The sequence below is a fragment of the Streptomyces sp. BBFR102 genome, assembly GCF_051397025.1.
In the GTDB taxonomy this organism is placed as follows: Bacteria; Actinomycetota; Actinomycetes; order Streptomycetales; family Streptomycetaceae; genus Streptomyces.
Genome location: NZ_CP195757.1, coordinates 3,663,824 through 3,677,112 on the forward strand (window position 1 = coordinate 3,663,824; position 13,289 = coordinate 3,677,112).

11 protein-coding genes and 1 pseudogene are annotated in these 13,289 nt (G+C 77.1%); 8 read left to right on the plus strand and 4 right to left on the minus strand.

The genetic code is table 11. From position 1 onward, the window contains the following. Nucleotides 1-67: 67 nt before the first annotated feature. Nucleotides 68-574, minus strand: a complete 507-nt coding sequence (locus ACSLIC_RS16470; protein WP_436738458.1) for an SUKH-3 domain-containing protein — start codon at nt 572-574, stop codon at nt 68-70. Beyond that, on the minus strand, nt 574-1,008 hold the full coding sequence (locus ACSLIC_RS16475; RefSeq protein ID WP_436740391.1) for a YwqJ-related putative deaminase: 435 nt from the start codon (nt 1,006-1,008) through the stop codon (nt 574-576). The genes ACSLIC_RS16470 and ACSLIC_RS16475 overlap by 1 nt, the downstream gene beginning before the upstream one ends. 875 nt (nt 1,009-1,883) lie before the next feature. On the opposite strand from ACSLIC_RS16475, the gene ACSLIC_RS16480 reads away from it, so the two are divergent. Further along, the gene (locus ACSLIC_RS16480; RefSeq protein WP_436738459.1) at nt 1,884-2,861 is read left to right on the plus strand and encodes an SMI1/KNR4 family protein; all 978 of its coding nucleotides are present in this window, start codon (nt 1,884-1,886) and stop codon (nt 2,859-2,861) included. Between the two features lie 5 nt (nt 2,862-2,866). After that, nucleotides 2,867-5,374: an SUKH-4 family immunity protein gene (locus tag ACSLIC_RS16485; RefSeq protein WP_436738460.1), complete on the plus strand. Its 2,508-nt coding sequence runs from the start codon at nt 2,867-2,869 to the stop codon at nt 5,372-5,374. An 84-nt stretch (nt 5,375-5,458) separates the two neighbouring features. Here the strand turns inward: ACSLIC_RS16485 and ACSLIC_RS16490 are convergent, their stop codons facing one another. Then, a complete protein-coding gene (locus ACSLIC_RS16490; protein ID WP_436738461.1) occupies nt 5,459-5,851 on the minus strand; it encodes a DUF4440 domain-containing protein in 393 nt (130 codons plus the stop codon). Between the two features lie 195 nt (nt 5,852-6,046). Between ACSLIC_RS16490 and ACSLIC_RS16495 the strand changes: the two are divergent. From ACSLIC_RS16495 to ACSLIC_RS16505, 3 genes and pseudogenes are all read left to right on the plus strand, one after another. Further along, nucleotides 6,047-6,268, plus strand: a pseudogene (locus tag ACSLIC_RS16495) (SDR family oxidoreductase); the annotation flags it as partial. Between the two features lie 196 nt (nt 6,269-6,464). Continuing rightward, on the plus strand, nt 6,465-7,409 hold the full coding sequence (locus ACSLIC_RS16500) for an LCP family protein (protein WP_436740392.1): 945 nt from the start codon (nt 6,465-6,467) through the stop codon (nt 7,407-7,409). A 138-nt stretch (nt 7,410-7,547) separates the two neighbouring features. After that, a complete protein-coding gene (locus ACSLIC_RS16505) occupies nt 7,548-8,540 on the plus strand; it encodes a cellulose-binding protein (RefSeq protein ID WP_436738462.1) in 993 nt (330 codons plus the stop codon). Between the two features lie 262 nt (nt 8,541-8,802). Here the strand turns inward: ACSLIC_RS16505 and ACSLIC_RS16510 are convergent, their stop codons facing one another. Continuing rightward, the gene (locus ACSLIC_RS16510) at nt 8,803-9,684 is read right to left on the minus strand and encodes an alpha/beta fold hydrolase (RefSeq protein ID WP_436738463.1); all 882 of its coding nucleotides are present in this window, start codon (nt 9,682-9,684) and stop codon (nt 8,803-8,805) included. Nucleotides 9,685-9,987: 303 nt separating this feature from the next. Here ACSLIC_RS16510 and ACSLIC_RS16515 point away from each other — a divergent pair, with 303 nt between their 5' ends. The 3 genes from ACSLIC_RS16515 to ACSLIC_RS16525 all read left to right on the plus strand — a co-directional run bounded on the left by ACSLIC_RS16515 (nt 9,988) and on the right by ACSLIC_RS16525 (nt 13,289). Next, nucleotides 9,988-10,755 (plus strand): NPP1 family protein, encoded by a 768-nt coding sequence (locus ACSLIC_RS16515; RefSeq protein WP_436738464.1) that lies wholly within the window; start codon nt 9,988-9,990, stop codon nt 10,753-10,755. A 411-nt stretch (nt 10,756-11,166) separates the two neighbouring features. Continuing rightward, nucleotides 11,167-11,394, plus strand: a complete 228-nt coding sequence (locus ACSLIC_RS16520; protein WP_436738465.1) for a hypothetical protein — start codon at nt 11,167-11,169, stop codon at nt 11,392-11,394. Nucleotides 11,395-11,402: 8 nt separating this feature from the next. Continuing rightward, nucleotides 11,403-13,289 carry a BTAD domain-containing putative transcriptional regulator gene (locus ACSLIC_RS16525; protein WP_436738466.1) on the plus strand — a complete coding sequence of 629 codons (1,887 nt, stop codon included), beginning with the start codon at nt 11,403-11,405 and terminating at the stop codon, nt 13,287-13,289.

Below are 13,289 nucleotides of genomic sequence, written 5' to 3' on the forward strand. Positions count from 1 at the left end.
GGTGGCCTCAGCGGTCAGCCCGGGCCCGAAGGGGGCCTCGACCTGCGGCCGGCCCCGGAGGGGCGCCTCAGCCGGCCGTCAGCCTTATCGGGGGTGTCCCCGAGAGCAAGGTGGTCAGGGCGGCGTCGATGTCGGGGCCGAGGTACCAGTCGCCGGTGTGGTCGATGGCGTAGACGCGGCCCTCGGCGTCGATGGCGAGGAGGGACTGGGGGGCGCTGGTGTCGGCGGTGGTCTCCTCGCCGAGGGGGCAGAGCTCGGTCTCCAGGGCGCGGCCGAGGTCGCCGAGGGTACGGGCCATGTGGAGCCCGGCCAGGGGGTCGACGCGGAAGGTGCTGGGGGTGAGCTGGCGGCCGGGGCCCTTGGGGGCGATGCGCAGGCCGCCGAACTCCGCCCAGGACTCCACGGCCGCCGGGGAGACGGTGTGCTGGTGGCCGCCGGGGGTGGTGTGGGCGCGCAGGGCGTCGGCCCAGGTCTCCGCCTGCTGGATGTCCCAGCGGCCCGGCTGCCACCCGGCGGCGCGCAGTGCGGCGTCCACGGTGATCGGGAAGCGGGTCGTGGAGGTGCGGTTCGGCATCAGGGCTGGTCCGGGGTGGGGTCGACGACGTGGACGCCGAAGTGGGCGGCGAGGGCGGTGCAGCTGCGGCAGGGCGGGGCGAAGGCGCCGTGCTCCGGGTCGCCGTCCTCGCGGATGCGGCGGGTGGTGAGTTTGGCGTGCTTGAGCGCCTTGCGGGCCTCGCCCACCGTCATCGGCTTGCGGGCGGCGCGCTTGGAGCGCGTCTCGTCGGCCGAGGTGATGCGGCGCGAGATCAGGATCGTTTCCGCACACCGCCCGGTGAACCTCTCCCGCCGGTCGCTGGTGAGCGTGTCCAGGAAGTCCTGGACGAGCGGGTGCAGCTCCGGGGGCCGGTCGGCGCGGCCCGCCGTCGCCGTCAGGGTGAGTCCGCGGCAGGAGAGCGCGGCGGCGACCGCGGGCAGGATGCCGTCCCGGCGGTGGCGCAGGAACGGCACCGGCGCGGTGCTGCTCCAGCCGACACGTGGATCGCCCGCCGCTTCCGGCGAGGATGCCGGGGCCGGGACGCCGGAGGCGGCCGGTTCGGTGGTGAGGGTGAGAGTGGGGCCGCTGACCGGGGTGCGGCCCGGGTCACCGGCCGGGCCGCCGAAGCGGGCGGCCGGGCGGGCCGGCGCCGGGGCGGTGAAGCCGAAGGGCCGGTCGGCGCCCCGGGCACGGGCAGCCGCGCCGGGACCCGCGGGTGCGCCGAGGTGACCGGTGTGCCCGAGGCGTGCGCCGGGGCGGTCCTGGCCCGGTCCACGGCCGGGTGCCGGGCCGGGTCCGCCGGTCCGGCCTGCCGGTGTGTCGTCGTCGGTACTGCGCCAAACGGTACGCATCGTCGTGCTCGTCCCTCCCGTGCCCGTGGTCGCCGCCACGTGTGTCACGCCCCCGGTTTGAGGGTCCAGCCTGCCAAATCGGGGGCCTCGGGGCGAAGCTGGGGCCGGGTTGCGGCGTACGTGTCGCGAGGTTGTGGCGGTGCGGGGACACGGTGTGCGCTCGGGGCGTCCGGCCGACGCACGGTCAAGAGGCGTCGTGGGATCGGGTGTTGGTGTCGGTTTGGGGTGGGATGCGGCTTTCGTGGGGAGGTGGGTGGCGGGGTGCGGGGGTTCCCACGGAGGAGGTGGGGGGCGCAAGCGCGTACGAAGGGGGCGCAACCGGTGGGCGGGGTCCGGGCGTCGCGGTCAAAGGGGGCTTTCCGCGGGTGCGCGGGTGCTCCCGTGACGGCCGCGCCACCGCTTGTGACGGCGGCGGGCGGCCGGTGACCCGGCCCGGTACCACCGCATAGGCTGTCGCTGTCCGCGAACCAAACACAGTGCCGCAGGGGGCAACCGCCATGACGACAGGTCGGCTCGGGCAGCAGGCCGCGCCGCCGAACGCGGCGTACGCCGGGCAGGTCGTGCACTTCCCGGACCCGGTCCGCGCGAAGCGCCACCCCGCCGGGGTCGGCGTCGACGGTGACGGCTACCCGGACTTCACGCCGTACGCGCGCGCGGCCGTCGAGATCGCCGATCCGCCCGAGGGCTTCGGCGTGGACGAACTGCGCCTGACGGACTACGTGTCGGCCAACGCGGCGCTCGCCGCCGCCGGTCACGAGCTGTGGGAAACCGTCCCGCCCGTCGCCACCCCGCACGGCTGGACCTGGCACCACGTCGCGCGCACCCGCCGCCTCCAGCTGGTCCCGGTCGAGGTCAAGGCGCTGCTGCGGCACCACGCCGGGCTCGCCACCACCGCCGTCGACCACGCCAAGCGCGGCACCCGCCCGCTCCAGGAGACCCGGCCCGCCCACTTCGCCCTGCCCAAGGGCGCCGCGGCCGTCAGCGAGCAGCAGGTGCTGGCCGCCGAGGAGGAGCTCGGCTACCGCCTGCCGGGCGCCTACCGCGACTTCCTCAAGGCGGCGGGCGGCTGTGCCCCCGCCGGGGTGGCGCTCGACGCGGAGCTGGGCCTCCTCGTCGACCAGCCCTTCCTGACCCTGCGCGACCAGGCCGCCGTCAACGACCTGGTGTACGCCAACAAGTGCCTGCGCGACCACCTCACCAAGGACTATCTGGGCGTCGCCTTCGTCCAGGGCGGCCTGCTGGCGGTGAAGGCGCGCGGTGAGCGCACCGGCTCGGTGTGGTTCTGCGCCTACGACGACGCACGCGACCAGGACGGCTGGTCGGTGCAGGACCGTGTGGAGCGGCTGCTGCTGCCCTGCGGTGACGATTTCGACGCGTTCCTGGACCGGCTGGCGGGCAGCCCGCCGGAGCTGGAGACCGTGGCCAACCTGATGGTGGACGGCGGCTTCGCCGAGGCCGTCCCGGTGGAGGGGTGAGCCCGATGGTGACCTTCGCACAGGCGCAGGAGCGCGCCGAGGAGTGGATCAACGCCGAGCTGCCCGCGTACCAGCACCGCGAGGTGAAGGTCCGCGAGTTCGACCTGGGGTTCGTGGTGTGGGCCGAGGACCGCGAGGGCGGGCCCGTCTCCGACGGTGGCCGCCAGCGCCTGGTCATCGCCCGCGACAGCGGCGACACCACCCTGTGGCCGGGCCTGCCGGTCGGTGAGGTGATCCGCCGGTACGAGGAGGAGTACGGCCGCGCCGGACAGGCCGTCGAGCCCCCCGCGCCGCCCAGGAACGTCGACCTCGAACAGACCTCCTTCCTGCTGAGCCCGCCCGAATGGCTCCAGGAGGCGGCCGACAAGCTCGGCATCCCGGACCGCCGGGCCGAGTCCGCCGGTACGGGCGGCGGCCCCGCCGCGGGTACGGACCAGGGCGCCCCCGTCGCGCCTCCCGCAGCCCGCCCGCCCGCCGACCCCGCCCCGCCCGGCAGCACCCCCGGCGGTACGCCCTGGCCCGCCGCGGCCGAGGCCGACGGCGCGGCCGTCGAGGCGACCCCGTGGGCCGGTACGGACACCAGCGAGGCCGACGACGACCGGGCCGTGCCCGCGCCCGCCACCGTCTTCAGCGGTGACGACGACGAGCGCACCCCGCCGCCCGGGGCCTCCCCGGAAGCCAGGACCGCGCTGCTCTCCGGCGGCAGCGCCCTGCCGCCCACCGCCGTCGTCCCCGCCCAGGAGGCCCCGGCCGCCCCGCAGCCGTCCCGCCCGGTCCCGCCCGGCGCCGAGGACATCGCGGACGCCACCACCAGCAAGGCCCAGGCCCTTCCGCGCGGCCCCCGCGCCCCCGGCGCGACCCCGCCCCCGCCGCCCGGTGCCCCGTCGCAGGGCGGCGGCGTGGCCCACCTGCCGACCCAACTCGCCTCCCAGTCCCCGGATTCGTCCACTCCGGGCGCCTCCGCCGCTCCCGGTACGCCGCCGCCTCCGCCCGGTGCTCCGGGTGCGTCCTCGGGTGGGGTGCACCACGCGGCGACGATGCTGGCCGGTCCGGGTGAGAGCGGGAACGTTCCCCGGCCGCCCGGGCCTCCCGGCGCCCCGGGTACGCCGCCGCCTCCGCCCGGTGCTCCGGGTGCGTCCTCGGGTGGGGTGCACCACGCGGCGACGATGCTGGCCGGTCCGGGTGAGAGCGGGAACGTTCCCCGGCCGCCCGGGCCTCCCGGCGCCCCGGGTACGCCGCCGCCTCCGCCCGGTGCTCCGGGCGCGTCCTCGGGTGGGGTGCACCACGCGGCGACGATGCTGGCCGGTCCGGGGCAGAGCGGGAACGTCCCCCGGCCGCCCGGGCCCCCGGGCGCACCGGGCACGCCGCCTCCGGCCGCCCCCGGCGCTCCGCCCGGCGGGGCCCACCACGCCGCGACCGTGCTGGCCGGGCCGGACCCGAGCCACGGCGTCGGCGTGCCCCGTCCCCCCGGCCCGCCCGGGCCCCCGCCGCACGTCCCCGGCGCCGGCTACGGCTACCCCCAGCAGCCCGTCGGCCTGCCCACCGTCGGCCCCGGCTACCAGGCGGTGCTGCGCTACCGCGCCCAGGACGGCTCCGAGCAGCAGCTCATCCGCCGTTCCGCGCCCGGCACCCCGCACCCCGAGTGGCAGATGCTGCACGAGCTGCGGGCGATGGGCGTACCGCCGCAGCAGGTGCTGGAGCTCCACACCGAGCTGGAGTCCTGCGAACTGCCCGGTGCGTACTGCGCCCGGATGATCCGTGAGACCTTCCCGCAGGCCCGCATCACCTCCATCGCCCGGTACGGCCGCGACCACGCCTCCCGACAGGAAGGCATGCGTCAACTCCTGGCGCACCAAGGGGAGTTGCATCAGGTGGCGGACGGTCCGGCTCGTCCGGCGCCGGTCCGGGCGCCGCTGCCGCCGGTGGCTCCGGCGCCCCAGGTCGGCCCGGAGGCCATCGCCCAGGAACTGGCCGGCGCCGTCGGCCCGCAGGGCGTCTTCCGCTTCGACCAGCACGCCGTCTCCCGGCAGGGCGTCCCCGACATCGTCGCGCACACCCTGGTGTGGGCCGGGCTGCCGCTGGACCTCGGCCCGTTCTTCTGGGCCCAGGCCCAGCCCGGCCGCCCCGTCCCGACCCTCGCCGAACTGGCCCAGGAACGCGGCGTGCAGCCCGCCTCCGACGCCGGGTCGTACCTGGTCATGGGAAGCGACTTCGGCAAGGCGCTCTGCGTCCAGTACGGCACCGCGCACATCGTGGCGGTGCCGGTGGAGGCGGGCCCCGGCGGCGCTCCCGTCCCGCCGCAGTTCGTCAACACCGGGCTGCCCGAGTTCGTCCGCTGCCTGGCGCTGCTGGCCCGCATGTGGCGCCTGCGCTTCGGCCTCAACCAGGAGCAGGCCGGCCGCTGGACGGTCGACTTCCAGGCCCAGCTGGCCGCCCTCGACCAGGCGGCCCTCGGCTCCCCGGAGAACTGGTGGTCGGTGGTCCTGGAGCAGATGTGGGACGGGCTGTTCTGACCCCGGGCCCCTGAGCCCCGGCCGTACCCAGGCCCCCGTACACGTCGAGCGCGTACGGGGGCCTCCGTACGGCCGGGGACCCCCCTACCCGGTCAGCGTCCCCTGGTGGAAGTACATCAGCCACCGTTCCCCGTCCCCCGCCAGCCGCCACAGCGAGCTTCGCCGTGCCCGCCGCTCCTCGCGCACCGTCACGAACCGCAGCTGGACCCAGCCGGGCGCGAGCAGCGTGCCGGTCATCTCCAGCACCTCGACGCCCGGGTCGGAGTCGTCCTCGAAGGCGGGGAGGGCGGCGAGGACGGCCTCGCGGGTCCAGAGGGTGCCGGAGGCGCCGATCTCGGTGAACTCCGGGTCGAGGAAGCGGGCCGCCTCGGCGGGGTCGGAGCGGACTTCGGGGGTGAGGAGGGCCAGTTCACCCGCGACGGCGGCCCGGACGGAGGCGTCGGGGGACCAGCGGCGGTCGGAGTCAGGGGTGGACACGGCGGGCTGTCCTCTCGGCTCGGCACGTGGGCGCGGCGGGGCGAGGGCCAGTCGAGCACGCGGGGAACGGGGACGGCGAGGGGATTTCGGGGGCACCTGCGAGGCTGGCGGGGAACCAGGGCCGCTGCCGGGCCCCCGGGACAGACGACGGCGCCGACCCCCGGGACCGGGGAGGGGTACGGAACAGGGGACGGGGTAGCCCCGGTCCGTGCAGCGATTCGAGGGATCGCGTCCTGGTCAGCGGCGCCGGACAGGCCCTACCCGCTCGGGCGGGTGGGCCGGGCCGAGGACGTCGCGGCGGCCGTCGCCTTCCTGGCCTCCCGGGACGCCGCCTGGATCACCGGTGTGACCCTGCCCGTGGACGGCGGCGTCCTCAACGGCAACCGGGCTCTGCTCCAGGCGCTGCAAGGGGCCTGACCGGGGCCCGGTCAGGCCGCCCGGCCGTACCGCCGTCTGCCGCTCCCGCCCTGCGCCCCCGCCGGGCCCGGCGGATCATGCCGGCATGACGGGCACGGGCGAGGCGGGAGCGGGAGCGGCGGGCGGCTGGTCACCGCCCGCCACGGGCGGGCCGGGGGCGGGCGGCGGACGCCGGCGCCGGCGGCGCTGGCCGTGGGTGGTGCTGTGGACGGTGGTGGCGCTGGCCGTGGTGGTGGCCGGGGCGGGGACCGCGGTGTACTTCTGGGCCGACGGGCGGCTGCGGACCACGGACGCCTTCGGCGAGTACCCGGGGCGGCCACGGGCCGGGCGCGGCACCGACTGGCTGCTGATCGGCTCGGACAGCCGCGCCACGCTCACCCCCGAGGAACGCCGCGACCTGCACGTCGGCGCGAACGAGGTGCGCAACACCGACACCCTCATGATCGTCCACCAGGGGGAGCGCGGCACGACGATGGTCTCGCTGCCGCGCGACTCGTACGTGGCGATCCCCGGGCACGGCCGGGGCAAGATCAACTCCGCCTTCGCGCTGGGCGGGCCGAAGCTGCTGACCCGGACCGTCGAGCAGGCGACGGGGCTGAGGCTGGACCACTTCGCCGAGGTCGACTTCCTCGGCTTCGTCGACGTGGTGGACGCCCTGGGCGGGGTGCGGATCTGCGTACCGGCGGGCGGGCTGCGCGACGAGAGGTCGGGGGCGGACTTCGCGGCCGGCTGCCAGGAGATGGACGGAGCCCAGGCGCTCGCCTACGTACGGGCCCGCTACAGCGACCCCGAGGGCGACCTCGGCCGGGTGCGGCGCCAGCGGCAGCTGGTCTCGGCCGTCGCCGGGAAGGCGACGAGCCCGTCGGTGGCGCTCGACCCGTGGCGGGCCGGGCCCTTCCTCACGGCCTCCCTCGACGCGGTCACCGTCGATCGGCGGGCCGACCTCCGCGAGCTCGTCGGGCTCGGCCGGGGGCTGCGCGGGGCGGCCGGGGACGAGAAGCGCGCGGTGACGGTGCCGGTGGGGTCGGAACCGCAGGTCCCGGGCGTCGGGGACGTGGTCGTCTGGGACCGGCGGCGGGCCGGAGAGCTGTTCGCGGCCCTTCGCGAAGATCGCCCGATTCCGACTTCTGACCTGAAATGACGCATCCTTGAGCGAAAGGATGCGGATACGGTGCCCACGGAGGCGCCGTGGCGGTCGCGTGACGGTCGGCGCGGGGTGGTCGACCGGGCGGCGCGGCGTGGCACGAGCGGTTCCCAGCGGACCGGGAGGAATCGGACGATGAGCAGTACACCGGCGTCGCCGCACGGCTTCACGACGACCTGGGGGCGCGGCTACCGCCCGGCCCAGGCCGACAGGTACGTCGCCGCCCTGGAGCGGGAGCGGGACGAGGCGCACGAGGAGGCCGAGCGGCTCACCGCCCTCGCCGAACAGCTCGGCGCCGAGGCCGCCACCCTCGCCGAGACCGTCGCCACCCTCCCCGAGCCGACCTACGACAACCTCAGCGAGCGCGCCCGGCTCCTCCACGCCCTCGTCCAGGAGCAGTCCGAGGCCCTCGACGCGGCCGGCCGGGCCGAGGCCGCCGCCCTCACCGCCGCGGCCGAGCAGGCCGCCGCCGACCTGCGCGAGGCCGCCCGCCGGTACGCCGCCGAGACCCGCGCCGAGGCCGAGCGGCGGGCCGACGACCGCCTCGCAGCCGCCCGCGCCGAGGCCCACCAGCTGCTCGCGGACGCCCGCGCCGAGGCCCAGGCCGAGCGGGCGGCGGCCGAGGCCGCGCTCGACGAGGCCCGGCAGCTGACCGCCCGCACCCTCACCGACCAGGAGCGCGAGCTGGCGGCCAGGGGCGCCGGGGCCGAGCGGGAGCTGGCCGAGCGGGACACCGTGGCGAGCGGCCACGAGGGCGCCCTCGCCGACCACGGCGACGCCGTCCTCGCCGAGGCCCGCCGCCACCACGCCGAGGCCGAGGAGGCCGTGCGCGGCACCGACGAGGAGGCCCGGACCCAGGCCGCCGACCTCCTCCAGCGCGCCCAGGCCGCCGCCGACCGCGTCGCCGCCGACGCCGAACGCCTCGTCCGCGACCACGAGGAGCGGCGCGAGGCGCTGCGGGCCCGGATGGAACACATCCGGACGGCGCTGGCCGCGCTCACGGGGCGGGGGGTGGTGGGGGTGCCGGCGGCTCCGGAGGGCGAGGCCGCCACCTCCGACGGCCCGGTCGAGCTGCCGGGGGCCCGTCGCGAGCGGCCGGGGAGCGGGGCGGAGCCGGACGTGGCGTGAGGGGCACGGGGTGAGCGCTCGGTGCCGCCGCGCTGCCTGGGTGCGGCTCCGCCGGCGCCCCCCGCTCCCTCGTGCGCGGACCGCTTGCGGTCGGCGGCCCGGAGGGCTGCCTCACTTCCGCTGAGGACGGCGGCGCCTGCTCCCGCACCCGTGGCGAAGGCGCCGCAAGCCCCTCGCGGGACGCGGGCGGAGTCGAGAGGCGCGCGGCGCCGGCCCGGCACGGCGCGGGCGCGGTGGTGCGATCCGGCCGCGACCGAGTGGGCTACGCCGCGGTGGCGTCCTGTTTCCGGCCGTCTCGGGGGTCTCGCCCCAGAAACCCCGCCACCGCCGAAGCGAACCCCCGAGGGTCGTCCACCCAGGGGAAGTGGCTGACGCCGGGCAGGACGGCCAGTCGGGCGTCCGGGAAGAGGGCGGCGTACGACGTCACGGCCTCGGGCGGGGAGTTCAGGTCCAGCTCGCCCGCGACGAGGAGGACCGGGCGGTCGAAGGCGGCCAGGGCGGCGCGGGTCGCGGGCGGGTCGAAGGCGCCGTCGGCGCCGTACGCGGCGGCGGCCTCGGTGCCGCGCCAGGGGGTGCCGAGGGCGCGGTGGGCCCGGGCCGCCTCGTCCCAACGGGCGTACATGAAGGGCGCCATGGCCTCCCAGGAGGCGGCCGTGGCGCGCCCCGCCGCCACGTCCTCCAGTGCCGCGTACGCCTCGGGGAACCACGGCTCGCCCTCGCGCAGCCGGGCCGTCCTCGCGCGCAGGGGCCCGGGGACGTCGACGCCGACGCCGAAGGTGCTCGGGGTGACCAGCACCAGCCGGTCCACGCGGTCGGGGTGCCGCTCGGCGTAGCGGACGGCCAGGTTGGCGCCGGCGGAGTGGCCCAGCACGTCGACGCGGTCCACGCCGAGATGGCGTCGGAGCGCCTCCACGTCGGCCACCAGCCGGTCGCAGCGGTACGAGGCGGGGTCCGCCGGGACCTCGGAGGCGCCGGTGCCGCGCGGGTCGAGCGCGGTCAGCCGCCGGTGGGCGGTGAGGCCGCCGAGGTCACCGAGGTAGGCGGCCGGGTGCATCGGGCCCCCGGGCAGGCAGACGAGTGGCGGGCCGTCGCCCGCCGTGTGGTGGGCGAGGAGAGTGCCGTCGGGGGCGGGGAAGGCGGTCATGGGGCGGGATTGTGCCACCGGGGAAGCGGGGTGCGCTCGTCTTCCGGGCGGGGCCGGCCTTCTCGTCGTACCGCCCGCCGGCCCGTGTGGCGAAGGGGGGAGATCCGGCCGGAGTCGTCGCCGAGGCTGTCCCGGCGCTCCGTCCGGTGCGGCCCGCCGGGAGTCGGGGTCTCCCGGTCCTCCCTCCGGCTACGGCGCCGTGCGGCCTGACGGCCGCCGGGGGCACCCGGGGTTCGGAGGATGTGAGTTGGGCATGTCAAATCTGCCTGTGCGTCATCCCCCCACCGTCCTCAGGAGGACGTCTTGAAAACGGGTTCCCGCATCCGCAGAGCCGCGTTCACCTTCACCGCCGCCACCGGCCTCGTCGTCGCCTTCGCCGGCAGCGCCCACGCCGATCCGCCCACCGCGCTGCCGGCCAGCGCCGACGCGCTGGAGCAGGCGTACCAGCCGGCCTACGACTACGACACCGACGGCTGCTACGCCACCCCCGCCATCGGCCCCGACGCCACCCTGAACAGCGGCCTCAACCCCTCCGGCGCCCTCAACGGCCAGTGCCGGGACGCCTGGGACCTCGACAACACCAACACCTACTCCCGCGCCAAGTGCGACGGCGACTGGTGCGCCATCCTCTACGGCTCGTACTTCGAGAAGGACCAGGCCGTCGTCGGGAGCGGGCTGGGCGGGCACCGGCACGACTGGGAGCACGTGGTGGTCTGGGTGCGCGACGGCGAGGCCCGGTACGTGGCCACCTCGGCGCACGGCGACTTCGACGTGCACGACCGGGACGCCGTCCGCTGGGACGGCAGCCACCCCAAGGTCGTCTACCACAAGGACGGGATCAGCACGCACTGCTTCCGCGCGGCCACCGCCGCCGACGAGCCCCCGGAGAACCACCGGGGCACCTGGCAGTACCCGGCCCTCGTCGGCTGGGAGGGCTATCCCGAAGGGCTGCGCGACAAGCTGAGCCAGGCTGACTGGGGGAGCGGCAACTTCGGCCTCAAGGACGCCAGTTTCGGCTCCCACCTGGAGAAGGCGAAGCCGTCGGGGGTCGAGTTCGACCCGTACGGCTAGGGCCTGTCCGGCGGGTCCTCGCGGGCCGGTCGCGCGCCCGGGCCGTGCGGGCGCGCGGCTCCCGGTGCCGTTGTGCGGGGGTGTCCGGCGAGGGGGCGGTGCGGAGCCGGTTCGGGTGGAACGCGCCGAATGCCGCCCCCTGGTTGCACGAAGCTGCCGGAGTCCCTGCAACAAGCTGTCAACGCGCGTCCACCACGGCAGACGGCAATGCTGGCATGGTCGTGACAATCGCTCGACGGCCCGTCAGGCGGGCGCCCGGAACCCACGGTGCCCTCGCCTCCGCTTCGTACCGTGCCACCCCCATCCCCCCACCTTCACCTTCGGCCCATCTCGGGGCGCCCGTGCCGCACACCGGCGAGCCCTGTTCGCGCAGCCGCCCACGAGCCATGACCAGACTCTCCAGGGAGAACCGTGTCCGGGAACCGTGAAGTCCACCGTCCGCAGCACTCCGCCCCCTCCGCCCGCGCCCGCCGGGCCGCCGCCGCCCTCGCCGGGGCCGCCGCCGTGCTCGCCCTCGGGGCCGGGCAGGCCGCCGCCCAGCCGTCCGCCGCTCCCGTCCCGGTGAGCCCGCTGGTCAACGGCTGGGACGGCGCCCCGGCCGATCCGGGGTACGGCAAGCTGGTCAACGGCTGGGACTAGGTGCCGGCATGCGGTTCCAGGTGCTCGGGCCCTTGTCGCTGCACGACGGCCCCGAATCGGTCGTCCTCCAGCCCGCCAAGCCCACCGTCCTGCTGACCGCGCTGCTCCTGCACGCCAACTCGGTGGTCTGCGCCGACTACCTCCAGCGGGCCATCTGGGGGGAGGAGCAGCCGGCCACCGCCAAGGCCGCCCTCCAGACCTGTGTCCTCAGGCTGCGGCGGCTCTTCACCAAGCACGGGGTCACCGAGACGCCGATCGAGGCCGTCCCCGGCGGCTACCGCATCACCGCCGGCCCGCACACCCTGGACCTCATCGGGTTCCGGGAGCGGGTCCGGCGGTCCGCCGCCCTGACCCACGACCCGCAGGCCGAACTGACCGCGCTGCGTGAGGCGCTGGCGCTCTGGCAGGGCCCGCTGCTGGCCAACGTCCGCTCGGACCTGCTCCACCGCGACGAGGTGCCGCGCCTGGCCGAGGAACGGCTGCGCGCCGTGGAGCGCCTCGGCGACCTGCACCTGCGGCTCGGGCGGTGCGGGGAGGCGCTGGGCGACCTCTGGGAGGTGACCCGCGCCCACCCGGGGCACGAGCGGTTCCACGAGCAACTGGTCGAGGCGCTGTACCGGACCGGCCGCCAGGCCGAGGCGCTCGCCGAGTACCGGCGCGTCAAGGAGTACCTGCTCCAGGAGCTCGGGGTCGACCCGGGGGCCGCCCTCCAGCGGCTCGAACTGGCCATCCTGCGCGGGGACGACCTCGGCGCGGTGGAGGCATCCGCGCCCCCGGGCGTCGAGCCGGCGGCGCTCCCGGCCGCCCCCGACACCGGGCCCGCGGCCGTCGACCCCGTCACCCCGCTCACCCCCGTCCCCGACTTCGCCGGCCGCGCCGCCGAGGTGGCCGCGCTCACCGCGTACCTCACCGCCGACGCCGCGCACCGGCCCGGCGGCCCGCTGACGGTCGTCCTCTCCGGCGCGCCCGGCGTCGGCAAGTCGGCACTGGCCCGGCACGTCGCCACCCGGCTCGCCGACCGCTTCCCCGGCGGGCGGCTGCTGGTCCGCCTGACCGGCCCCGACGGGCGGCCGTACGACCCGGCGGCCGTCGCGGCCCGGCTCACCCGCGCCCTGGAGGCCCGCCCGCCGGGCAGCGGCACCCTGCTGGTCCTGGACGACGCCGTCGGCGCCGACCAGGTACGGCCGCTGCTCGCCGCCTGTACGGGCGGGGCGGTGGTGGTCACCAGCCGGCGCGGCCTCGCCGGACTGGTCGCCACCCACGGCGGGCGGGTGGTGCGGCTCGGGCCGTTCCGCCCGGCCGAGTCGCACGCCCTGCTCCGCGCCGTCCTCGGCGCGGAACGCGTCGACGCCGAACCGGACGAGGCCCGCCGGATCGCCGAGTCCTGCGGCCACCACCCGCTGGCCCTGCGCATCATGACGGCCCGGCTGCTGACCCGGCCCGGGCTCGGCCTCGCCGACTCGGCGCGCTGGCTCGGCCCCGACCAGGCCGGACGGCTCGCCCTCCCCGACGCCCCCGGGCTCTCCGTGCCCGAGGTGCTGGGGGAGGCGCTGGGACGGCTGGACCCCGCGCTCGCCGACGCCTTCCCGCGCGTCGCCGCGCTCGGACCCGACTGCGGTGCCGACGAGGCCGCGCCCGCGCTCGGACTCGGCGAGGCCGACACCGAGCAGCTCCTCGACCGGCTCGCCGACGCCGGGTTCCTGGAGGAGGGTCCGCCCGGCCCGTACCGCACCCTGCCGCTGCTGCGGGCCTGGGCGAAGGGGCGTGGCCGCGCCCCCGCCGCGCCCGGCCCGCACGCCCGGGCGCCCGAACCCGCTCCCACCGGGCGGTGCCCCCACTGCCGTACCGCTCGCGTGCACCGCCCCGAACTCCCGCGCTCCGCAGAGAAGGTGTGA